Annotated in this window: 17 protein-coding genes; 1 reads left to right on the top strand and 16 read right to left on the bottom strand. The window is 66.4% G+C overall.

The genetic code is table 11. The annotated features are described in order from the left end of the window. Positions 1-77: 77 nt before the first annotated feature. The 4 genes from V9K84_RS17105 to V9K84_RS17090 are packed head-to-tail and all read right to left on the bottom strand — an operon-like array spanning position 78 to position 3515. A complete protein-coding gene (locus V9K84_RS17105) occupies positions 78-1232 on the bottom strand; it encodes an ABC transporter ATP-binding protein (protein WP_058541415.1) in 1155 nt (384 codons plus the stop codon). Then, positions 1229-1882, bottom strand: a complete 654-nt coding sequence (locus tag V9K84_RS17100; RefSeq protein WP_043862504.1) for an ABC transporter permease — start codon at positions 1880-1882, stop codon at positions 1229-1231. The genes V9K84_RS17105 and V9K84_RS17100 overlap by 4 nt, the downstream gene beginning before the upstream one ends. Then, the gene (locus V9K84_RS17095; RefSeq protein ID WP_088515319.1) at positions 1879-2787 is read right to left on the bottom strand and encodes a glycine betaine ABC transporter substrate-binding protein; all 909 of its coding nucleotides are present in this window, start codon (positions 2785-2787) and stop codon (positions 1879-1881) included. The genes V9K84_RS17100 and V9K84_RS17095 overlap by 4 nt, the downstream gene beginning before the upstream one ends. A gap of 14 nt (positions 2788-2801) precedes the next feature. Continuing rightward, the gene (locus tag V9K84_RS17090; protein ID WP_054916398.1) at positions 2802-3515 is read right to left on the bottom strand and encodes an ABC transporter permease; all 714 of its coding nucleotides are present in this window, start codon (positions 3513-3515) and stop codon (positions 2802-2804) included. Positions 3516-3857: 342 nt separating this feature from the next. Here V9K84_RS17090 and V9K84_RS17085 point away from each other — a divergent pair, with 342 nt between their 5' ends. Next, the gene (locus V9K84_RS17085; protein ID WP_043862501.1) at positions 3858-5441 is read left to right on the top strand and encodes a peptide chain release factor 3; all 1584 of its coding nucleotides are present in this window, start codon (positions 3858-3860) and stop codon (positions 5439-5441) included. A 53-nt stretch (positions 5442-5494) separates the two neighbouring features. On the opposite strand, the gene V9K84_RS17080 is transcribed toward V9K84_RS17085, so the two are convergent. From V9K84_RS17080 to V9K84_RS17025, 12 genes are all read right to left on the bottom strand, one after another. Continuing rightward, complete coding sequence (locus V9K84_RS17080) at positions 5495-8191, bottom strand: DUF6543 domain-containing protein (protein WP_338791568.1); 2697 nt, start codon at positions 8189-8191, stop codon at positions 5495-5497. 293 nt (positions 8192-8484) lie between these two features. Then, entirely contained in the window at positions 8485-10962 is a 2478-nt protein-coding gene (locus V9K84_RS17075) for a hypothetical protein (protein ID WP_338791566.1), read from the bottom strand. A 117-nt stretch (positions 10963-11079) separates the two neighbouring features. Beyond that, positions 11080-12159: a polyamine ABC transporter substrate-binding protein gene (locus tag V9K84_RS17070; protein WP_054916396.1), complete on the bottom strand. Its 1080-nt coding sequence runs from the start codon at positions 12157-12159 to the stop codon at positions 11080-11082. A 54-nt stretch (positions 12160-12213) separates the two neighbouring features. Further along, complete coding sequence (locus V9K84_RS17065; protein WP_043862498.1) at positions 12214-12555, bottom strand: cupin domain-containing protein; 342 nt, start codon at positions 12553-12555, stop codon at positions 12214-12216. A gap of 25 nt (positions 12556-12580) precedes the next feature. Beyond that, entirely contained in the window at positions 12581-13987 is a 1407-nt protein-coding gene (locus V9K84_RS17060) for an FAD-dependent oxidoreductase (protein WP_088515321.1), read from the bottom strand. 38 nt (positions 13988-14025) lie between these two features. Beyond that, the gene (locus tag V9K84_RS17055) at positions 14026-14859 is read right to left on the bottom strand and encodes a nuclear transport factor 2 family protein (RefSeq protein WP_043862496.1); all 834 of its coding nucleotides are present in this window, start codon (positions 14857-14859) and stop codon (positions 14026-14028) included. Between the two features lie 130 nt (positions 14860-14989). Further along, complete coding sequence (locus V9K84_RS17050) at positions 14990-15958, bottom strand: peptide ABC transporter ATP-binding protein (protein WP_043862495.1); 969 nt, start codon at positions 15956-15958, stop codon at positions 14990-14992. After that, the gene (locus V9K84_RS17045; protein WP_043862494.1) at positions 15958-16926 is read right to left on the bottom strand and encodes an oligopeptide/dipeptide ABC transporter ATP-binding protein; all 969 of its coding nucleotides are present in this window, start codon (positions 16924-16926) and stop codon (positions 15958-15960) included. Before V9K84_RS17045 ends, V9K84_RS17050 begins: the two co-directional genes overlap by 1 nt. A 10-nt stretch (positions 16927-16936) precedes the next feature. Then, positions 16937-17866 (bottom strand): ABC transporter permease subunit, encoded by a 930-nt coding sequence (locus V9K84_RS17040; RefSeq protein ID WP_338791557.1) that lies wholly within the window; start codon positions 17864-17866, stop codon positions 16937-16939. 11 nt (positions 17867-17877) lie between these two features. Then, a complete protein-coding gene (locus tag V9K84_RS17035) occupies positions 17878-18888 on the bottom strand; it encodes an ABC transporter permease subunit (RefSeq protein ID WP_043862492.1) in 1011 nt (336 codons plus the stop codon). A gap of 72 nt (positions 18889-18960) precedes the next feature. After that, positions 18961-20556, bottom strand: coding sequence for an ABC transporter substrate-binding protein (locus V9K84_RS17030; RefSeq protein ID WP_054916391.1), 1596 nt, complete (start codon positions 20554-20556; stop codon positions 18961-18963). A gap of 74 nt (positions 20557-20630) precedes the next feature. Beyond that, positions 20631-22028, bottom strand: coding sequence for an OprD family porin (locus V9K84_RS17025; RefSeq protein WP_088515323.1), 1398 nt, complete (start codon positions 22026-22028; stop codon positions 20631-20633). Between the last annotated feature and the right edge of the window lie 35 nt (positions 22029-22063).

Raw genomic sequence — 22063 nt, 5'->3', positions numbered from 1 at the left:
CCGATAGCACAGGCCATGGCCTGCCGGACCGGCGTTGTCAGCCTTGTCTGTTCGGCAGTAGATCGCGGTGGAGCTATTCAGGCCACCGCCTCAGCCGGCGACACGATGCTGGTCTTCATGCCCCGCGAACGCCCCGAGCTCAGGTACGCGGCAATCGATTCCTGGGTGACCTCGCCCAGGAACACGTTCTCGGCGTCCAGCACCGGCAACCACGAACGGTTGAACTCGTACATGCGCGACAGCAGGATGCGCAGGTGCTCGTCATGCGCGGCGGTGGCGTTGAACGTGCGCAGGAAGTCCGCGCAGGTGCCCTGCTGACGGTGCAGGTCGCGCCGGCGCACATAGCCCATCGCCTTGTTCTGGCCATCGGTGACCACCACGTAGCGACGGTCATGTTCGTCCATCAGCTCCAGCGCATCGGCCACCGACGTCTCGGGGCTCACCGATGGCGCGTTGTCCGCCGCATCCTCGGCACGCACCAGCAGCAGGCGCTTGAGGGTGCTGTCCTGGCCCACGAAGTTGCTCACGAAGTCATCTGCCGGGTGCGCCAGCAAGGTGTCGGGGTGGTCGATCTGGATCAGCTTGCCGGCGCGGAAGATGGCGATCTTGTCGCCCAGCTTGATCGCCTCGTCGATGTCGTGGCTGACCATGATCACGGTCTTGTTCAGCGCACGCTGCATTTCGAAGAATTCGTTCTGGATCATCTCGCGGTTGATCGGGTCGACCGCACCGAACGGCTCGTCCATCAGCAGCAGCGGCGCATCCGCCGCCAGCGCGCGGATCACGCCGATACGCTGCTGCTGGCCACCGGACAGTTCACGCGGGTAGCGGTGCAGGTACTGCTTGGGCTCGAGCTTGATCATGCTCATCAGCTCGCGGGCCCGCTCGTGGCACTTGTGCTTGTCCCAACCGAGCAGGCGCGGCACCACGGTGATGTTCTCCTCGATGGTCATGTTGGGGAACAGGCCGATCTGCTGGATCACATAGCCGATGGTGCGACGCAGCGTCACCGCGTCCAGGTCGGTGGTGTCTTCGCCATTGATCAGCACCTTGCCCGAGGTGGGCGCGATCAGGCGGTTGATCATCTTGAGGGTGGTGCTCTTGCCGCACCCGGACGGGCCGAGGAACACGCAGATCTCGCCTTCGTTGACCGTCAGGCTTACCGAGTCGACGGCCTTTACGTCCTTGCCGTTGCTGTGGAAGGTCTTGCACAGGTTCTGAAGTTCGATCATTTGAGCAGTCCTTTTGGAGTCAGCGAGCGTTGCAGGGCTTGCAGCAGCAGGTCGGCGAAGATGGCCAGCAGGCTCACCAGCACGGCGCCGACTAGCAGCATCGACATGTCGCTGCGGCTGATGGAGGTCAGGATAAGTACGCCAAGGCCACCGGCACCGATGGTCGCGGCAATGGTCATCACGCCGATGTTCATCACCACGGCGGTGCGTACACCGGCCAGAATCACCGGTACCGCAATCGGCAGCTCGACCATGCGCAGGCGCTGGCCGAAGGTCATGCCGATGCCGCGGGCGGCTTCGCGTATGCCGGGCTCGACGTTGGTCAGCGCCAGGTAGGTGTTGCGCAGAATCGGCAGCAGTGAGTACAGAAACACCGCGGTGATCGCCGGCAGCGGGCCCAGGCCCTGGCCGAACTTGGAATAGAACGGCAGCAGCAGGCCGAACAGGGCGATCGACGGCACGGTCAGCAGCACCGTGGCGCTGGCCTGCAGAGGCCCGGCAAGCACCGGAAAGCGGGTCATCAGGATGCCCAGCGGTACGCCGATCAGAATGGCCAGGGTGACCGCGATGCCGACCAGGGTGATGTGCTCCCAGGTCAGTTGCAGCACCTGGGCCCAGTCCAGGTGGGCGAAGGTATCAAGCAGACTCATGGTTGCTCCTCGGCAGGTGGATGCTGGCGCAGGTAGGCGGCGGCGACTTTGCTCGGGCTCTGGTGCTCGACGTCCACCTTGGCATTGAGCTGGCGCATGGTCTCGTCATCCAGTTGCTCGGCCAGCGGCTTGAGCAGCCCGGCCAGTTGCGGATGGGCGTCGAGTACGGCCTGGCGCACCACCGGGGCGGCGGTGTAGTCGGGGAAGTAGTGCAGGTCGTCGTCCAGCAGCTTGAGGTCGAAGGCGCTCAGGCGCCCGTCGGTGGTGTACACCAGCCCGCTGAACACCTGGCCGTTGCGCAGCGCGGTGTACACCAGCCCGGCGTCCATCTGGCGGATGTCGCGGCGGGTGAACTGCAGGTCGTAGGTCTGGGTCAGGCCCACCAGGCCGTCGGGGCGGTTGGCGAACTCGGTGTCCAGCGCCAGTACATGGCTGCGGTCGGGCTCGTCGCGCAGCACCTGATTGAGCTGGCTGATGCTGTTGACCTGCGGGTACTGCTCGGCGATGTTGCGCGGCAGCGCCAGGGCATAGGTGTTGCTGAACTTCGAGGGTGCCAGCCACACCAGGCCCTTCTTCGCGTCCAGCTGCTTGACCCGGGCGTAGGTGGCCTCGGCGCTGTCCATGCGTTCGTCGATATGGTTGTAGGACACCAGCGACACGCCGGTGTATTCCCACACCATGTCCAGCTGGCCGCTTTCCTGCGCGCTGCGCGCCAGGGTGCTGCCCAGGCCGCCGGTGATGCGCACGTCGAAGCCGTGGCTGCGCAGGTACTGCGCGGTGATTTCGGCCAGCACGGTCTGTTCGGTGAACACCCGCGCGCCGAGGCGGATCAGGGGTTTGTCGGCGGCCTGGGCGAATCCTGCGAACAGCAGGGCCGCGCCCAGCAACAAGGCGATTCTTTTCATGGGGGTTCCTTCGCTTAGTTGGCCAGGCCGCGTTCGAGCCAGCGGCGACTGCATTGGCTGACCAGCGCATCGAGCAGCAGGGCGAGCAAGGCCGTGGTGGCGGCGCCTAGCAACAGTTGCGGCTGGTTGTTAAGGGCGATGCCGGGGAAGATCAGGCTGCCCAGGCTGTTGGCGCCGATCAGGAACGACAGCGGCGCGGTACCCACGTTGATTGCCAGTGCCACTCGAACGCCGCCGACGATGATCGGTACCGCGTTGGGCAGCTCGACCCGCCACAGCGTCTGGCGCGGGGTCATGCCGATGCCGGTGGCGGCTTCCTTGAGCGAGGCGGGGACGTTTTTCAGGCCTTCGTAGGTGTTGCGCACGATGGGCAGCAGGGAGGCGAGGAACAGCGCGAAGATTGCCGGGCCTGCGCCGATGCCCAGAAAGCTCAGGGCGATGGCCAGAACGGCCAGGGGGGGAACGGTGTTGCCAATGTTGAAGATCTGCATGAAGCGTTCGGCGCGGTCGACCCGGTGCGGTCGACTCAAGGCAATGCCGGCGGGGATACCCACGGCCAGCGCCGCAACCATCGAGCACGCCACCAGCATCAGGTGCGCTTGCAGGTAGAACCACAGATCGGCGCGGTAGTGCGCGATCGTATCGATGCCGATCCAGTGGATCAGCAGGGCCAGGATGACGAGCGCGGCGGCCCATCCCATCAGCCCCTTGCCATAGCGTTTAGCCACAGGCGGACTCCTTTTTTTGTCGGCGGGCACACTCCCGTGGCGGCTGCCGGTCCAGGCAGCAGGCAGTGTGATCGCGATAAGCAGCGGGTCGCTCCGGTAGAGCGGAACACGCCATGAGCGCAGCCTCGTCAGGCGCATGTTGCCGATGAAACCCACCCTGACGAACGGTTGAAAACCGTATACGTAACATCTCGTAACAGGGCAGTGGACGTCTCCGCAGATGCAAAGGTTCCCATCCGAAGCGGCATTTGGCCAGCGCAGATCGACCCAGTGGTTCAGTTAGGGGGTGAGTTTGGGCTATAATCGCCGCCCTTTTTTGAATCTCCAGTCAGGCGATTTCCCATGACCAACCAGGCCGCCGAAGTCGCGAAACGCCGCACCTTCGCCATTATTTCCCACCCCGATGCGGGTAAGACCACCATCACCGAGAAGCTGCTGCTGATGGGCAAGGCGATTGCCGTCGCCGGTACGGTGAAATCGCGAAAGTCCGACCGCCATGCCACCTCCGACTGGATGGAAATGGAAAAGCAGCGCGGCATCTCCATCACCACCTCGGTGATGCAGTTCCCGTATCGCGACCATATGGTCAACCTGCTCGATACCCCCGGCCACGAAGACTTCTCCGAAGACACCTACCGCACCCTGACCGCAGTGGACTCGGCGCTGATGGTGCTCGACGGCGGCAAGGGCGTAGAGCCACGTACCATCGCCCTGATGGACGTGTGCCGTCTGCGTGACACGCCCATCGTCAGCTTCATCAACAAACTCGACCGCGATATCCGCGACCCGATCGAGCTGCTCGACGAGATCGAGGCGGTTCTCAAGATCAAGGCCGCGCCGATCACCTGGCCGATCGGCTGCTACCGCGACTTCAAGGGCGTGTACCACCTGGCCGGTGACTACATCATCGTGTACACCCCGGGCCACGGCCACGAGCGTACCGAGGTGAAGATCATCGAGAAGCTCGACTCGGATGAAGCCCGCGCCCACCTGGGTGACGAGTACGAGCGCTTCATCGAGCAACTGGAACTGGTGCAGGGCGCCTGCCATGAGTTCGACCAGGACGAGTTCATCAACGGCCAGCTGACCCCGGTGTTCTTCGGTACCGCGCTGGGCAACTTCGGTGTCGACCATGTGCTCGACGCGGTGGTCGACTGGGCGCCACGTCCGCTGCCACGTGTGGCCCATGAGCGCACCGTGGAGCCGACCGAAGAGAAGTTCAGCGGCTTCGTGTTCAAGATCCAGGCGAACATGGACCCCAAGCACCGCGACCGCATCGCGTTCATGCGCATCTGCTCGGGCAAGTACGAGAAGGGCATGAAGATGCGCCACGTGCGCACCGGCAAGGACCTGCGCATCGGCGACGCACTGACGTTCTTCTCGTCCGAGCGCGAGCAGCTCGAAGAGGCGTTCGCCGGCGACATCATCGGCCTGCACAACCACGGCACCATCCAGATCGGCGACACCTTCACCGAGGGCGAGAGCCTGGGCTTCACCGGTATCCCGCACTTCGCCCCTGAGCTGTTCCGCCGCGTGCGCCTGAAGGACCCGCTCAAGTCCAAGCAGCTGCGCCAGGGCCTGCAGCAACTGGCCGAAGAGGGCGCCACCCAGGTGTTCTTCCCCGAGCGCAGCAACGACATCATCCTCGGCGCCGTGGGTGTGCTGCAGTTCGACGTGGTCGCCAGCCGCCTGAAGGAAGAGTACAAGGTCGAGTGCGGCTACGAGCCGATCACCGTGTGGTCGGCGCGCTGGATCAGCTGCGACGACAAGAAGAAACTCGAGGAATTCAGCAACAAGGCCGTGGAAAACCTGGCAATCGACGGTGGCGGTCACCTGACCTACCTGGCGCCGACCCGGGTCAACCTGGCGCTGATGGAAGAACGCTGGCCGGACGTGAAATTCCGCGCCACCCGCGAACACCACTGAGTTTTCGCACGCCTCACGCCCGCGCAGCCCCTGGCTGCGCGGGCGTTTTCGTTTCAGCCTCCCGCCGCCGGTGGGCGATGGCTTGCCTGGCCCAGGCGGTAGACCAGCAGGGTCAGCGAGTCGGCGTTCTTGAGCATGATTCGCGAGCGCACCACCGCATCGTCCAGAAAGCGCTGGCGCGCGACCGCCAGGTCATGGGTGTCGGCGATCTTGAGGATCAGGCTCAGGCCCTTGTTGTCGTCACGGGTGATGTCGCGTCGGGTACCATCGCGTGAGCGCACCACGAACAGGCGCCGGGCCGGTGAACGGTGAGAGAACGCCTCGTCGTGCTGGCGCCTGAGCCAATCCTGCTGCTCGCCGGGCATGAGCAGGTCGGCAAACGCCAGCGAGGCATCCAGGTAGCGCATGTCGCGTGTGTCATAGGCGATATGCGAGAACTCGTGCAGCAGGCAGTTGGCACGCGCAATGGCATCGGCTTCCTGCCAGGACAGCTCGGGCCTGAGCTGGAGCCTGCCCAGGTAGCTGACGTCGAAATAGGCGTCCAGCAGAAACAGTTGCCGGAGCGGGTCATGGGGCGAGGTGAAGGCGATGCCGGTGTAGTTGCCGATATTGCTGGCCAGGATGTAGCGCCTGGACGTGGCGACCGAATAGTCCTGCGAGGTCATCAGTTCGAAGAGTTTTTCCACCGGTTCGCGTACGCGCTGCAGCAGGGCTTCGTCGGGTTCGACGCCGAAGAAATCGCTGAGGATCGTGCGGGTCTGTGCCGGCATGCGTTGCACCGGGCTGGCCTGCTGCAGGTTGTCCAGGCAGATGCCCAGGTAGTCGAGCGCCGTGCGGTGTGCCTGGCGCAGCATGCGCGCACGGGCCGGCATGAGTCGCTGGATCTGGCGCATGCCCACGGCCCGGATGACGATATCGTTGCCGGCCATCACCTGACGCGAGGCCCACCCGCCCAGCCTGCCGATGATGCCACCACTTAGCACGGGTATGGCCTGCTGCGGGTCGATCTGCCAGCGGCCGTTGCCTTCGCTGAGCAGGCGTGGCCCTGGTTCGTCGATGTCCGGCGCACTCAGGTGCCAGCGCTGGTCCAGCTGGCGAACGCCGTACACCTTGCCCTCCAGGCAGGCGAACTGCGTCTGGCCATCGACGTCGGTATAGATCTGCTCGCGGCTGGCCAGGCCATCGAGGGACTGCTGCGGCACTTCGTAGGCGGACAGCCGCTGGTGCGACGCCTGCCCCAGGCGCCGCCAGAATTCGCCTTCGTCGGCCGGCAGCGCGCCAGGGCCCTGTTCGCGCACGCCATGCCCGGCCAGCAGGCCCTGCACCAGGGTGCAGGTCAGTTCCGACAAGGCCTGCGCCCAGTCGCCCGAGGGGCGCTCGGCCAATTGCAGCAGCGACAGTTCGCCCTGCCACGCGGCCAGCAGCAGGCCGATGCGGCCGGGGATGAACAGGGTCAGTTGGCTCCAGAGCAGCCCGAGTACCTCTTTCAGGGTGGCCCAGCGGGCTTCGGCGGTACTCACCAGTTGCGTATGGGCCATGCCCTGCAGCAGCGCTGCATTGGTCTCGAACAGGTACTGCAGGGCGTTGCCATGCACCGGGCGCCAGGCCAGGGTCACCGGCTGCTGGGCATACAGGGGCAGCTCGAAATCGAATTCGGCGCTGTAGGGCAGGTGGGCCTCGGTGAACCCACCGTGGTCGTAGCGCGGGCGCATCGTGTCGGGCATGCAGGCCAGTATCCGGGCCTGCAGGGTTGGCACGCTGCGAAGCTGCTGCAGCAGGTCGGCCGAACTGCTGAAGGCCTGGAACAGACCGCCGGCCTGGTACGGCGTGTACATCACCACGGGGCCGGGCGCGGGGCTGGCGTACATGAACAGGTACACCCCGGGCACGGTATCGGGGGGCAGGCCGCTGTCGGCGATCAGTTCCAGGGGCACCAGTTGTGCGGCGGGGGCTGGCAGCTGGTCACGGGCGGTGGCGTCGGGCTGCTCGACGACGGCGCGGATGCACTCGACGTCGGCTGCGCCCAGTTGCCCCTGGAGCCGGGCGCGCCACGCCGCCTCCAGCAGTTGCCCCGGCAATTGCCGGCAGAACAGCCGCAGGCGCCTGGGGTAGCTCGCATGGTTGCGGTCCAGTTGCTCGGCCAGCAGCTGGCGATAGCCTTGACCCAGGTCCAGTTCGCGCACCAGCGCCCGCAGGTAGGCGGCATCGATGCGCGCAGGCACGGTCATGTCGCCCTCGAGCGTGATTGCGGTGATGGCGTGGTCCCAGTCGCGGTAATGGTTGAGCGCGTAGTCGACCAGCGTCTGGCGATGCTGGATGCTGGCGGCCGCTTCGCCTGTGGGGACCTCGCCGGTGGGCGGCAACGCGGTGACCCAGCGCGTGGTGGTGATCAACAGCTGGTCGGCAGGGTAGCGGCCGGCCGCGAAGTCCTGGTCCAGGCGGGCCTGAACCCGTTGGCGGGCATAGTCGGTCACCGCCGGGATGTCGAACAGGTAGTCCTGTGATGACGGGCTTTGCAGCAGGTTGCGCCCCAGAACCTGCAGGTAGCCGTACTGTTCGCTGGGGGCGGCCTGCGCCTGCCAGTCAGGCAGTTGGGCACGCAGGCGCCGGGCACTGGCCAGGCGCTGCAGACGCTGCAGGTAGCGCAGCGTGCCAGGCGTGTCGAGCGTGCCGCGCAGCAGGTCGGGCAGGTGTGCGGCAGGCAGGCCGCGCCGGGTGAGCCGGTCGAAGGCGCGCCGCGTTGCGGCCACGTCGTGTTCGGCCTGCCAGCTCTGCAGGTGGTGCGCAGGCGCGCCTGCCAGCGCCAGCCATTGAAAGCGTTGCGCGGCGGGGTAGCGCGCTGCGATGGCCTGCTCCAGCGCAAGGCGCGAGGTGAATGCGGCAAAGCCCTGGTCGAGGGTCCACAGCAGCCACAGATCGGGCTGTGCCTCGAGCGGCTGGCGGGTCAGCAGCAGGGCCTCGCTGCTGGGCGCCTGGTCCAGGGCCAGTTGCCAGGCCCAGGCCGGCGCTGCCGGCGAGGGCGCCGGAAACAGGGCGGCGTGAATCAGCGCGCGTGCCGGGGCTGGCAGCAGGCTGTCGTGGTCGTGGTGGTGATCAACAGCTGGTCGGCAGGGTAGCGGCCGGCCGCGAAGTCCTGGTCCAGGCGGGCCTGAACCCGTTGGCGGGCATAGTCGGTCACCGCCGGGATGTCGAACAGGTAGTCCTGTGATGACGGGCTTTGCAGCAGGTTGCGCCCCAGAACCTGCAGGTAGCCGTACTGTTCGCTGGGGGCGGCCTGCGCCTGCCAGTCAGGCAGTTGGGCACGCAGGCGCCGGGCACTGGCCAGGCGCTGCAGACGCTGCAGGTAGCGCAGCGTGCCAGGCGTGTCGAGCGTGCCGCGCAGCAGGTCGGGCAGGTGTGCGGCAGGCAGGCCGCGCCGGGTGAGCCGGTCGAAGGCGCGCCGCGTTGCGGCCACGTCGTGTTCGGCCTGCCAGCTCTGCAGGTGGTGCGCAGGCGCGCCTGCCAGCGCCAGCCATTGAAAGCGTTGCGCGGCGGGGTAGCGCGCTGCGATGGCCTGCTCCAGCGCAAGGCGCGAGGTGAATGCGGCAAAGCCCTGGTCGAGGGTCCACAGCAGCCACAGATCGGGCTGTGCCTCGAGCGGCTGGCGGGTCAGCAGCAGGGCCTCGCTGCTGGGCGCCTGGTCCAGGGCCAGTTGCCAGGCCCAGGCCGGCGCTGCCGGCGAGGGCGCCGGAAACAGGGCGGCGTGAATCAGCGCGCGTGCCGGGGCTGGCAGCAGGCTGTCGTGGTCGAGCAGGCGGTATTCGAGGGTCAGGGCCAGTTGCCACAGGTGCTTGAGGTACGTGCGTCGCTGCGCTTGATACTGCGTCAGGGCGCTCGCCAGTTGGCTGCCGGTGGCATCGGCGACCTGTGCGACAGCCTGTCGGGCCAGCGCCAGGTCGAGCGCAGGCAAGGCCACAGGCTGTTCGGCCACCACCGGGCCGCTGACTAGCCAGCGTTCATCCAGCGAGGTACCGATACCGCCGAGCCGCTGCCACACCAGTTCGGCCAGGCTCAGCCAGGTGCGCCCGGCGCCGGGCTGGCCCAGGCGTACTTGGGGCACTGGCGGGCCCTTGTCCAGCACTGCGGCAAGGGCCTGGTCGAGCCCTGCCGCAGTCACCGTCTCCAGGCCTGGTACCTCTTCGAACAGTGCCTGCGCGTGGCCGGTCAGTGCGCTCACCAGCCGGTTCAGTTCCTCCAGGTCAGCGCCGGCTGCCTGTGCCGACGCTTGCAGCCGGGCCAGGGTGGCCGGGCTGTCGTGGGCGTGGGGCGAGGTGCCCAGACGCGCGAGTTCGCCGGCCAGTCGACTGTCGAGGTCCAGTGCCTGGCGACATGCCTGATAACCGTCGTGGCCGCTGTCAGGGCGCAGTTGTGTTTCGATGTCCTGTTGCTGGGCGCTCAGCACCTGGCCAACCCAGCTGTCCAGTGCAGGGGCGGCCAGCGGTTGCAGGTGCAGGGCGCTGATGCGCAAGGCGCCCAGTTGGCTCTGCCGCGATGGGCTGACCACCGGGCGCCAGCTGTCGCGCAACCGGGGGGCGGTCAGCGACGATAACAACGCCCGCTTGCTGGCATGGCGCTCCAGCCCGCGTGCAGCACACCAGGTGAACACCGGGCCGGCACGGGTGCCAAGCGCGAGCACGCCCTCCAGCAGTTGGCTGCGGCCTTGCGCGGTGGTGACGTTGAGGCTGAACGCCTGCAGGGACGAGAGGGCCTCGGTGTCCAGCCATTGCAGCAGCGCTGCATGGTCGGTTTCGGCAAGGGCGCCGGCCCAGGCCTGGCGCGTGATCGCCTCGCGCACGCGCGCGCCCATCAGGCGGGCCAGTTGCCGGGCCGGCGTTTCGCTGCCGGCCTTGGCGGTATGCCAGTACCGGTGCAGTTGCCGTTGGCAGTCGCGTGCCGCCGCCAGGCGCTGCGGCGCCGCTGCAGCGGTAGCGGTGGTGGTGGCCAGGGCATGCTCCCATAACGAGTCGGCTGGCGGCTGGCCCAGTACCTGCTGCTGCAGCTCGCCCAGCGCCTGGCCCTGGCGAGCGGCGATGACCAGCATCAGGTACTCGAACACCTCGTCCTCCAGCCGTTCGACCTGAACATCCACGATGCCGCCCTGGCCTTCCAGCAGGCGATCCCTGGGGGCGATGTAGTGCAGCAGTACGTGCGGGTGGCCGCTGCTCAGCAGTTCAACGAGGTGGTGCTTGAGCTGGGTACGGTCTTCGAAGCGCAGCAGCCCCAGCAACGGGTGGTAGAAAAAAACACGGGGGTGCGTGCTGCGGCTCAGCAGCAGGCTGGCGGTCAGTTCGCTGGCGTGGGCGCTGGCGGTGATCGCGCTCAGGCGGTCGATTCGCGGCGCGTCGGGCCCTGGCGCCTGCAGCCAGCCTTGCAGCCAACGATGCTCCTCGTCATCGAGGCTGTCTCGGGCCTGTGCCAGGTGATCGGCAAAGCGCTGGCGCAGCGCAACGCGGTGAAAGTACGGCAGGGTCTTCAAGGGCATGGTGTGTGCTCGGCAGTGGGTGGGCGCCGGGCAACGGGCGGGCTGCGCTGTTGCCCCGGCAAGGGCTTCAGGCTGCCGGGGCACACAGGCCGAGGGTGGTATCTATTGCAGGGTGGCTCAGTTGCCGGCCTTGATGCTGGTCCAGATGCGGGTGCGCAGGCGATCGATCTTGGCCGGCATGGCCTGCAGGGCGAACAGCTTGCCGAGCATGGCATCGGTCGGGTAGATCATGCTGTTGGCCTTGAGCGCCGGGTCCACCAGGCGGTCGGCTGCCTGGTTGCCGTTGGCGTACTGCACATGGTTGCTGATGTCGGCCATCACCTCGGGTTGCAACAGGTAGTTCATGTAGGCATAGCCGGCCTTTTCGTCCGGGGCATCGGCGGGCATGGCGACCATGTCGAACCACATCGGCGCGCCTTCCCTGGGAATCTCATAGCCCACCTTCACCCCGTTTCTGGCCTCTTCTGCACGGTTTCTGGCCTGCAGCACGTCGCCGGAGAAGCCCACCACCACGCAGATATCGCCGTTGGCCAGGTCGCCGGTGTATTTGGAGGAGTGGAAGTAGCTGATGTACGGGCGCACCTTCATCAGCAGGGCCTTGGCCTTCTCGTAGTCGGCCGGGTCCTGGCTGTGGTGCGGCAGGCCCAGGTAGTTGAGCGCGATCGGCAGCAGTTCGGGGCCGTTGTCGAGGATCGCCACGCCGCAGCTCTTGAGCTTGCTGATGTTCTCGGGCTTGAAGATCAGGTCCCAGGAGTCCACCGGGGCATTCTCGCCCAGCGCCGCCTTGACCTTGTCGATGTTGTAGCCGATGCCGGTGCTGCCCCACAGGTAGGGGAAGCCGTAGCGGTTGCCCGGGTCGTTGACTTCCAGCGCCTTGAGCAGCACCGGGTTGAGGTTCTTCCAGTTGGGCAACTGGCGCTTGTCCAGCGCCTTTAGCGCCTTGCCCTGGATCTGCCGGGCCATGAAGTGGTTGGAGGGGAACACCACGTCGTAGCCCGAATTGCCGGTCATCAGTTTGCCGTCGAGGGTCTCGTTGCTGTCGAACACGTCATAGGTGGGCACGATGCCGCTGGCGGCCTGGAAGTTCTTAAGGGTGTCGGGGGCGATGTAGCTGGACCAGTTGTAGATTTTTACCGAGTCGGCCGCCTGGGCGATGGAGGCGGCCAGCAACAGCGGGGCGAAGAGCAATGGGCGCATGTCCGGATTCCTTGCTTGGTCTGTTTTTGTCGAAGGAGGCAGGCGATCAAAGGATCAGAAAATCAATACGTAGGTCTTGCGCACGGTCTCGTGGATATCCCAGATACCGGTGCTGTTGGCCGGCAACATCAGTGCGTCGCCGGCTTCTATGGTCAGCGGCTCGCCGCCATCGGGGGTGAAGGTGCAGCGGCCCTTGATGAAGTGGCAGAACTCCTGCTGCTCGATCTGGCGCCGCCAGCGGCCCGGGGTACATTCCCAGATGCCGGTTTCGACGCCGTCGTTGCGCTCCACGCAGGTCACCGAGGTGACCGCCACCGGCTCGCCCAGGGGCACGGCCACCGGGTTTGACTGTTCGAGAGCGACGCTATGGGTGTGCTTGAACTGGGTAATGCGCATGCCGGTGGTCCTGTGCAGGGGGAAGTCAGTGCATCAGGCTTTCCATGAAGTCCGCCACACCGCTGGCCAGGCGCCGGCGCCAGGGGGCGCTGGCCGGGTTGGCAAGGGTCTGGTCTTCGTGGACGAAGCTCTTGATGATCGCGTTGTAGCCGAGCCAGCGGCATGGCTCGGGCTCCCAGCGCGCCAGGCTGGTCAGGCGCGCCGCGGGGTGTACCCAGGGCTGGGCGGTGAGTGCGTTGCGTTGGCCCAGGATCAGCGCCGCCACGGTGCGCCCGCCCAGGTTGCTGGCGCCCACGCCTTCGCCGCCATAGCCACCGGCCAGGGCGATTCCCTGCTCGGCATCGCACAGCATGTGCGGGCGAAAGCGCCGCGCCATGCCCAGGTTGCCGCCCCAGGCGTGGGTGATGTCGACGTTCCTGAGCTGCGGAAACAGCTCGCCGAACAGGTAGCGGCGCAGGCCGATTTCGCTGTCGCTGAGGGTGAAGTCTTCGCGCAGGCGCCCGGCGAAGCGATAGCCGCCGCGGGCGCCGAACACCAGGCGGTTGTCGGCGCTGCGCTGGCCGTAGGTGACCTGGCGGCTGTTTTCGCTGAAGGCCTGACCGGCGTTCAGGCCGATCTGCTCCCACACCTGCTCAGGCAGCGGCTCGGTGGCCACCAGCAGGCTCTGTACCGGCAACTGATAGCGACCCAGCGGCGGCAGCCCGACGGCATAGCCTTCCACCGCCGGCACCACCCACTGGCAGCGCACCTGTGCCTGGGCGGTGCGTATCTGCCCCTTGTGCCAGTCGATGACCGGGCTGTTCTCGTAGAGCTTCACCCCCAGACGCTCGACGGCCCGGGCCAGGCCGCGCACCAGTTTGGCCGGGTGCACGGTGGCCACGTTCGGCGTGTAGATCGCCCCATAGGGCTTGGCGATGCGCAGCTGCGCGGCCAGCTCGACCGTGCTCAGCCAGCGATACTCGGCCTCGTTCAGGCCCTGCCGGTAGAGCTTTTGCAGGTAACTGCGCAGGCTCGCTTCCTGCTCGGGGTAGCGCGCCGCACAATAAAGGGCGCCGCCCTTGCGGTAGTCGCAGTGGATGCCTTCGCGCTCGAGTACCGTTTCCACTTCGTCGGGGATGCCGTGCAGCAGGTCATAGGCGTCGCGGCGCCGTTCGGGGGAGCAATCGGCCAGCAGGCGGTCTTCGCCCAGCAGGTTGCCCATCAGCCAGCCGCCGTTACGCCCCGAGGCGCCGAAGCCTGCGATGTTGGCCTCGACGATGGCGATGTTCAGGTGCGGTGCCTGGCGCTTGAGGTAGTAGGCGCTCCACAGGCCCGTGTAGCCGGCGCCGATGATGCATACATCCACGTCCAGGTCCTGGCGCAACGCCGGGCGCGCGATCAGCGGCTCGTCAAGCTGGTCCATCCAAAGGCTGATACTGCGCCATGCCTGCATTGTGTTCGGCTCCACATCCGTAACGGTGTGGGCCGATGCTAGGGCTGGGCGGGCGGATTGTCTTGCGTGCGTGTCCGCAGAGAAATCTGTTGCACGTAGGCCTTGGGCGACAGGCCGGTGTGTTGGCGAAAGCACTTGTAGAACGCCGACAGTGAATTGAAGCCGGCGGCGAAGGCCAGGTCATCGACCTTGGGCGCCGGGCCTGCGCGCTCCAGTTCAGCCAGCAGATGCTGCAGGCGGGCCTGGTTGACGTAGCGGTAGAAGCTCTGGCCCAGCACCTGGTTGAGCAGGTAGGAGATCTGGTTGCGGCTGTAGCCGCACTCGCGGGCGACCTGTTGCAGGTCCAGTTGCGGGTCCAGATAGGGCTGGCGACGGGTGAAGTAGTGCTGCAGGTCCTGGGCCATGAAGCTCAGCTGGCGCGGTGACAGGCCCAGGCGGCTGGTGGCCGGGCGCAGGCTGGGGTGGCCGGTGTGGCGTGAAGGCTCGCGCACCAGCGAGGCGTATTCGTTGACCTGCCAGATCAGGCCGTCGCGCACGGTGATCGCCTCGCTGGCACGAAACGCGGTGATGCCGTCGCCGCCGCGCAGCGTTACCTGGTACTGGATGAAGGCGGTGCAGCCGTCGGTGCGGATGCGGTCGCTGTGCACGATGTCCTCGCCATCCTGGCGCGGCATGCTGGCGGCCACGTATTCGCGCAGCTCGGCCAGGTGCAGTACGCGGTTCTGGAAGAAGTCGTTGTACTGGATGTCGGGGTGATAGAGCGCCATCACACCGTCGAGGTCGCGGTGTTTCCAGCACAGGTGGTAGCGCAGCACGGTGGCGGCGGTTTCGGCGGTGTGTTCGGGGCCGTCGGGGATCGGGTGTGCGGCCATGGGGCTGGCTCATTGGAGGTAGGAAAGCAGAATACCTGCAGGGCCCTATCGCGGGTCAAGCCCGCTCCCACAAGGACAGCAGTGATCCGTGTGGGAGCGGGCTTGACCCGCGATTGCTGGCGCAGCAGTTCTAGAGAAACTGCTCCGCATAGTGGCACGCCACCTGCCGTGTACCCACTGGCCGGAACGCCGGCTCTTCACTGGCACAGCGCTCGGTGGCATACGGGCAACGCTTGTGGAACGCGCACCCCGGCGGTGGGTTCAGCGGGTTGGGCAGCTCGCCCACGATCCTGATCTTTGGCTTGAGCGGGTCGGGGTGAATGGTCGGGGTCGCCGACAGCAGGGCCTGGGTGTAAGGGTGCAAAGGCCTGGCATAGATATCCTCCTTGGGCCCCATTTCCGCCGGGCGCCCCAGGTACATCACCAGTACCTGGTCGGCCACATGCCGCACCACCGCCAGGTTGTGCGAGATGAACACGTAGGCGGTGTTGAACTCCTTCTGCAAATCCATGAACAGGTTCAGCACCTGCGCCTGGATCGACACGTCCAGCGCCGAGGTCGGCTCGTCCGCCACCAACACCTTGGGTTGCAGCATCATGGCCCGCGCCAGGGCGATGCGCTGGCGCTGGCCACCGGAGAACATGTGCGGGTAGCGCTGGTAGTGCTCGGGCCGCAGGCCCACCTGCTGCATCATCGCCTGCACCTTTTCGCGGCGTTCGGCCCTGGACAGCCGGGTGTTGATCAGCAGCGGCTCGGCCAGTTGGTCACCGACCTTCTGGCGCGGGTTGAGCGAGGCATAGGGGCTCTGGAACACCATCTGCACATCGCGGCGCAGTTGCCGGCGCTGCTGCTTGCTGGCACCGGCCACCTCCTGCCCGGCGATCTGCAACGAGCCCGACGACGGTTCCTCGATCAGGGTCAGGGCGCGGGCCAGGGTCGACTTGCCGCAGCCGGATTCGCCGACCACGGCCAGGGTCTTGCCGGCCTCCAGTTCGAACGACACCCCATTGAGGGCGCGTACCAGGGCATGGCCCTTGAACAGGCCCAGGGACACTTCGTAATGACGGGTGAGGTCACGGGCGGTCAGTACGACGCTCATCACGCCACCTCCTGGTTGAGCGGGTAGAAGCAGCGGGCCAGGCTGTGGGCCTTGGGGTCCAGGCTCGGACGTTGCTGGCGGCAGTGGTCCTGCACGTAGGGGCAGCGCGGCGACAGCAGGCAGCCGTGGGGCCGGTCGTAGCGTCCGGGCACGATGCCGGGCAGGGTCGCCAGGCGCTCGGCGCCTTCGCTGTGCTCGGGGATCGCTGCCAGCAGGGCTTCGCTGTAGGGGTGCGCAGGCACCTCGAACAGCTCGGGCACCTGGCCGACTTCCACTGCCTGGCCGGCATACATCACGCACACGCGGCGGGCGGTTTCGGCCACCACGGCAAGGTCGTGGGTAATCAGGATCAGCGCCATGTCCTGCTCTTTCTGCAGGTTGAGCAGCAGCTCCATGATCTGCGCCTGAATGGTCACGTCCAGGGCCGTGGTGGGCTCGTCGGCGATCAGCAGCTTGGGTTCGCCGGCAATCGCCATGGCGATTGCCACGCGCTGGCTCATGCCGCCGGAGAGTTGGTGGGGGTAGGCATCCAGGCGGCTTTCCGGGGCCGGGATCTCGACCTTCTTCAGCAGCTCCAGCGCACGCTGGCGCGCCGCCTTGCCGCGCAGCCCCAGGTGCTGGCGCAGCACCTCCTCGATCTGGAAACCCACGGTGTAGCTGGGGTTGAGTGCGGTCATGGGGTCCTGGAAGACCATCGCCATGTCCTTGCCGACCACCTTGCGCCGCTGCCGGCCGCTCAGGGTGAGCATGTCGCTGCCGTTGAAGGTCAAAGCGTCGGCGGTGATGCGCCCGGGGGCGTCGATCAGGCCCATCAGCGCCATCATGGTCACCGACTTGCCCGAGCCGGACTCGCCCACAATCGCCAGCACCTCGCCCTTTTCCACGCTCAGGTCGAGGCCGTCGACCACCGGTACCGCCGAGGCGTCGCCGAAGCGCACGCTCAGGTTCTTGATGTGTAGAAGTGACATGGGCTTCTCCTCAGGCGGCATTCTTGAGTTTCGGGTCCAGCGCATCGCGCAGCCCGTCGCCCATCAGGTTGATTGCCAGCACGCTGAGCAGGATGGTCAGGCCCGGCAGGCTGACCACCCACCAGGCGCGTTCGATGTAGTCGCGGGCCGAGGCCAGCATGGTGCCCCACTCCGGGGTCGGCGGTTGCACGCCCAGGCCCAGGAAGCCCAGCGCGGCGGCATCGAGAATCGCCGAACTGAAACTCAGGGTGGCCTGCACGATCAGCGGCGCCATGCAGTTGGGCAGCACGGTGACGAACATCAGGCGCGGCAGGCGTGCCCCGGCCAGGCGTGCGGCGGTGACGTAGTCGCGGTTCAGCTCGCCCATCACCGCGGCGCGGGTCAGGCGCACGTAGGCCGGCAGCGAGACGATGGCGATGGCGATCACGGTGTTGATCAGGCCAGGGCCCAGGATCGCCACGATGGCCACCGCCAGCAGCAGCGAGGGCAGCGCCAGCATCACGTCCATCAGGCGCATGATGGACGGGCCAAGCAGGCGTGGGAAAAAACCGGCCAGCAGGCCCAGCAGCACGCCCGGGATCAGCGAGATCATTACCGATGACAGGCCGATCAGCAGCGACAGGCGCGAACCCTGGATCAGCCGCGAGAGCAGGTCGCGGCCCAGCTCGTCGGTACCCAGCAGAAACTGCCACTGGCCGCCTTCGAGCCATACCGGCGGGGTCAGCAGGAAGTCGCGGTACTGCTCGCTGGGGTTGTGCGGCGCCACCCACGGGGCGAACAGTGCGCAGAACACGATCAGGCACATGAACAGCAGGCCGGCCACCGCGCCCTTGTTGCGCGAGAAGGCGTGCCAGAATTCCTTGTAGGGGGAGGGGTAGAGCAGGCTCTGGTCGAGCGGCGCGGCGTCGACGGCAGCGGTTTTTGCAAACGGATTGGTCATGAGCGAAGGCCTCAGCGCTGATGTCGGATGCGTGGGTTGGCCAGGCCGTAGAGGATGTCCACGACGAAGTTGACCAGGATCACCAGGCAGGCAATCAACAGGATGCCGTTCTGTACCACGGGGTAGTCACGGGCGCCGATGGCTTCGATCAGCCATTTGCCGATGCCCGGCCAGGAAAAGATGGTTTCGGTAAGCACCGCGCCACCGAGCAACGTGCCGACCTGCAGGCCGACCACCGTAAGCACCGGGATCAGCGCGTTGCGCAGGCCGTGCACGAACACCACCCGTGCCGGCGACAGGCCCTTGGCCCGTGCGGTGCGGATGTAGTCCTCGCGCAGCACTTCGAGCATCGAGGAGCGGGTCATGCGTGCGATCACCGCCAGCGGGATGGTGCCGAGCACGATGGCCGGCAGGATCAGGTGCATCAACGCGTCCTTGAACGCGCCTTCCTCGTCGCTGAGCAGGGTGTCGATGAGCATGAAGCCGGTGGTCGGCTCGATGTCGTAGAGCAGGTCGATGCGCCCGGACACCGGCGTCCAGCCCAACCCGACCGAGAAGAACATGATCAGGATCAGGCCCCACCAGAAGATCGGCATCGAGTAGCCGGCCAGTGAGATGCCCATGACCCCGTGATCGAACAGCGAGCCGCGCTTGAGCGCGGCGATCACCCCGGCCAGCAGCCCGACGATGCCGGCGAACAGCAGCGCGGCCATGGCCAGTTCGAGGGTGGCGGGGAACAGCGCGAGAAACTCGTGCCACACGCTTTCGCGGGTACGCAGCGACTCGCCCAGGTCGCCCTGGGCCAGCTTGCCGACGTAGTCCAGGTACTGCTGCGCCAGCGGCTTGTTCAGGCCGAGCCGTTCCATGGCCTGGGCGTGCATCTCGGGGTCGACCCTGCGTTCGCCCATCATCACCTCCACCGGGTCACCGGGGATCAGGCGTATGAGCGCGAACGTGAGCAGGGTGATGCCGAAGAACGACGGGATCAACAGGCCCAGACGCCGTGCAATAAAACTAAACATCGTGTGGTGTACCTCATCAGCCTAAGGCATGCCTGCGAGCGCCCGGGGGCGGGCGCTGCAAGCGTTATCGTTCTACTTCACCCGCGTGGTGGCGAAGTTGTTGTTGGTCATCGGGTTGATGACGTAGCCCTCGACGTTCTCGCGCAGGGCGGTGAACACCTTCGGGTGGGCCATGTTGATCCACGGTTTGGCCTCATCGTACACCGCCAGTGCCTGGACATAGAGTGCGGCGCGTTGATCGGGGTCGGCGGTTTCGCGGGCGTGGTCGATCAGCACCTGGAATCGCGGGTTGCACCAGCGTGCGTAGTTTTCCCCATTCTTCGCTGCGGCGCAGCTGAGCAGCGGGGTCAGGAAGTTGTCCGGGTCGCCGTTGTCGCCCGCCCAGCCGGCCGACACCATGTCGGCTTCGCCGGCCTTGGCGCGGCGCAGCATCTCGGCCCATTCCATCACGCGGATGTCGACCTTCAGGCCGACCTGGGCGAGGTCGGCCTGAAGCATCTCGGCGCTCAGGCGCGGGTTGGGGTTGGTGGGTCCGCCGCCGTTGCGGGTGAACAGGGTGAGCACGGTGCCTTCGGGTACGCCAGCCTCCTTGAGCAGCGCGCGGGCCTGGTCCAGGTCGCGGGGCGGGTTGCGGTTCTGGCTGTTGTAGCCCATCAGGGTCGGCGGGTAGGGGTTCACCGCCAGCAGGGCGTTGCCCTTGCCGAACAGTTGCTCGACATGGTGTTCGCGGTCGAAGGCCAGGTTGATGGCGCGCCGTACGCGCACGTCGCTCAGGTACCTGTGCTCGGTGTTGAGCGAGATGTAGCCGGTGGTCAGGGCCTCCATTTCGGCCACCTTCAGGCGCGCGTCGGCCTTGATGCCGGGTATGTCGTCGGGCTTGGGGTACAGCGCCACCTGGCATTCGTTGGCGCGCAGCTTCTGCAGGCGCACGTTGTTGTCGGGGGTGATGGCGAAGATCAGCGCATCGCTCGGCGGCTTGCCGCGAAAGTAGTCCGGGTTGGGCCTGTAGCGCACCTGCGCGTCCTTGTTGTAGCGCTGGAAGATGAACGGGCCGGTGCCGACCGGCTTGCTGTTGAGTTCGGCGGTGGTGCCGGCCTTGAGCAACTGGTCGGCGTATTCGGCGGAATAGATCGAGGTGAAGGCCATGGCCAGGTCGCGCAGAAACGGTGCCTCGGGGCGGGTCAGGTGAAACGCCACGGTGTGCGGGTCGAGCTTTTCCACCGATTTGAGCAGGTGCTGGAAACCCATGCTCTCGAAATAGGGGAAGCCGATGCTGGTCTTGTCGTGCCAGGGGTGGGCGGGGTCGAGCTGGCGCTGGAAGCTCCACAGCACGTCGTCGGCGTTCAGGTCGCGGGTGGGGGTGAAGTAGTCGGTGGTGTGGAACCTGACCCCGCTGCGCAGGTGAAAGGTGTAGGTCAGGCCGTCGGGGCTGACCTCCCAGCGTTCGGCCAGGGCCGGCTGCACCTCGGTGGTGCCGGGCTTGAAGTCCACCAGGCGGTTGAACAGGGTTTCTGCGGCGGCATCGGCGGTGACGGCCGTGGTGTACTGCACGATGTCGAAGCCCTCGGGGCTGGCCTCGGTGCACACCACCAGGGGCTTGGCCATCAGCGGGGCTGCGGCGCTCAACAGGATGGCTGCAAGGGCAGCCTGTAGGGTTGACTGTTTCATGACACTTCCCTGCATTCGATTAAACCAGCGTAGCCATCGCGGCCGATTCGGCGAATCGGCCGCGACCTGCCGCCCTAGAGGATGTTGAACGGAATGGTTGTGACCACGCGCACCTCGTTCAGGCTCCCGTCACCCTGCAATTTGCTGGCGCGGTGGGTGGTGTAGGTGGCGCGCACGGTGGTGTCCTTGAACGCGCCGCCTTGTACGGCATAGCTGGTGCCGATGCCCCATTCGTCGTGGTGCTCTCCGTCGAGGTTCTTCACGTCGTAGCCACCGCCCTTGTAATGGGTGCCGTCGATGCCCCAGCCGCGGGCGTTGTACAGGTTGAACTTGAGGCCGGGCACGCCGAAGGGGGCCATGTTCAGCACGTAGCCGATCTGTAGTGATTTCTCGTTGGGGCCGTTGAAGTCCGACAGCAGCGAGTTGGCCAGGAAGATCGCGTTGGTGTCGTGCAGGTAGTCGAAGTACTCGTTGCCGTTGACCTGCTGGTAGGAGACCGACACGGTGTGCGCCTGGTGGGTCAGGGCCAGCGACAGGCTGAAGGTGTCGTTGTCGATGGCGCCCAGCTTGCTCCGGCCGGCGTCGCGGGTCTTGTAGTAGTTGAGCCCGGTGTTCAGGCCCAGCACCGCGTTGTCGCCCAGCAGGTGGTTGGCGCCGAAGTAGTACTGGTTCCACAGGTCCTCGACCTTGGACACGTAGAGGCTGGTGCTCAGGCTCTGCAGCGGCTGGTAGTTGACCCCGGCCATGCTGACCCGGTCGGTGAACTGGCGGGAATCGCCATACTCGGAGCGAAACTTGCTCTGGCCCTGCTCGGTACGCATCGACACGCGGTCGAAGGTGCCCAGGTCGAGGCTCAGGTTGTCGAACTCGGCGCTGTGCAGGCTCACGCCCTGGAAGCTGGAGGGCAGTGCGCGGTTGCCGATGTAGGCGATCACCGGGGTGTCGATGGACTGGCGGCCGGCGGTGAGGGTGGTGTTGGACACCCGGGCCTTGAGGTTGGCCAGGCCGACCTTGCTCCACTGGTCGAGCACCTCGCCGTCGCCGTGGGTGAGGGTGCGGTTGTTCGGCCCGGCCACGCTGGCGCGGCCGCGCTGCAGGGCCACCGCGTTGTACAGCGCCACTTCGGTGCTCAGGCCCACGGTGCCCTCGGTGAAGCCGGAGGTGTAGTTGAGGAGGGTGCCCTGGACCCAGTTGTCGCGGCTGCTGGTGGGGTGGCGGCTGCCGTCGCGCTTGCTGTAGGACCACAGTGGCCCGCGGGTGGCGTGCTCGTGGGCGTACCAGTTGCGGGTCGAGCCGGACAGGCGCTGGCCGTCGAGAAAGCCGCTGGCCTGGGCCTGGTCGGAGGTGGTGCGCAGGGTAAGCGCAACGAAATCCTGGCTGACGGGTTCGGCCTGGGCCAGCGCGCTCAGGCCGCCAAGGGCCAGGCAAAGTGCTGCGTGTCGGGTAGGTCTCAAGGTGATGCTCCTTTGCATGTTTTATTAGCCGCCGGGCCTCGTGAGCCCGGCGG

The organism is Pseudomonas sp. AE27 (assembly GCF_037113495.1).
Lineage (GTDB): Bacteria > Pseudomonadota > Gammaproteobacteria > Pseudomonadales > Pseudomonadaceae > Aquipseudomonas > Aquipseudomonas palmensis.
The sequence above is the reverse complement of the archived record's forward strand: the minus strand, read 5'-3'. Positions and strand labels throughout refer to the sequence as shown.

Bases quoted from the DNA above. Each gene is read 5' to 3' on its own strand.
- V9K84_RS17075 (WP_338791566.1), bottom strand. From the start codon at position 10,962: ATGCCCTTGAAGACCCTGCCGTACTTTCACCGCGTTGCGCTGCGCCAG.
- V9K84_RS17065 (WP_043862498.1), bottom strand. From the start codon at position 12,555: ATGCGCATTACCCAGTTCAAGCACACCCATAGCGTCGCTCTCGAACAG.
- V9K84_RS17055 (WP_043862496.1), bottom strand. From the start codon at position 14,859: ATGGCCGCACACCCGATCCCCGACGGCCCCGAACACACCGCCGAAACC.
- V9K84_RS17085 (WP_043862501.1), top strand. From the start codon at position 3,858: ATGACCAACCAGGCCGCCGAAGTCGCGAAACGCCGCACCTTCGCCATT.
- V9K84_RS17025 (WP_088515323.1), bottom strand. From the start codon at position 22,028: ATGCAAAGGAGCATCACCTTGAGACCTACCCGACACGCAGCACTTTGC.
- V9K84_RS17095 (WP_088515319.1), bottom strand. From the start codon at position 2,787: ATGAAAAGAATCGCCTTGTTGCTGGGCGCGGCCCTGCTGTTCGCAGGA.
- V9K84_RS17030 (WP_054916391.1), bottom strand. From the start codon at position 20,556: ATGAAACAGTCAACCCTACAGGCTGCCCTTGCAGCCATCCTGTTGAGC.
- V9K84_RS17045 (WP_043862494.1), bottom strand. From the start codon at position 16,926: ATGTCACTTCTACACATCAAGAACCTGAGCGTGCGCTTCGGCGACGCC.
- V9K84_RS17070 (WP_054916396.1), bottom strand. From the start codon at position 12,159: ATGCGCCCATTGCTCTTCGCCCCGCTGTTGCTGGCCGCCTCCATCGCC.
- V9K84_RS17105 (WP_058541415.1), bottom strand. From the start codon at position 1,232: ATGATCGAACTTCAGAACCTGTGCAAGACCTTCCACAGCAACGGCAAG.
- V9K84_RS17035 (WP_043862492.1), bottom strand. From the start codon at position 18,888: ATGTTTAGTTTTATTGCACGGCGTCTGGGCCTGTTGATCCCGTCGTTC.
- V9K84_RS17050 (WP_043862495.1), bottom strand. From the start codon at position 15,958: ATGAGCGTCGTACTGACCGCCCGTGACCTCACCCGTCATTACGAAGTG.
- V9K84_RS17100 (WP_043862504.1), bottom strand. From the start codon at position 1,882: ATGAGTCTGCTTGATACCTTCGCCCACCTGGACTGGGCCCAGGTGCTG.
- V9K84_RS17040 (WP_338791557.1), bottom strand. From the start codon at position 17,866: ATGACCAATCCGTTTGCAAAAACCGCTGCCGTCGACGCCGCGCCGCTC.
- V9K84_RS17060 (WP_088515321.1), bottom strand. From the start codon at position 13,987: ATGCAGGCATGGCGCAGTATCAGCCTTTGGATGGACCAGCTTGACGAG.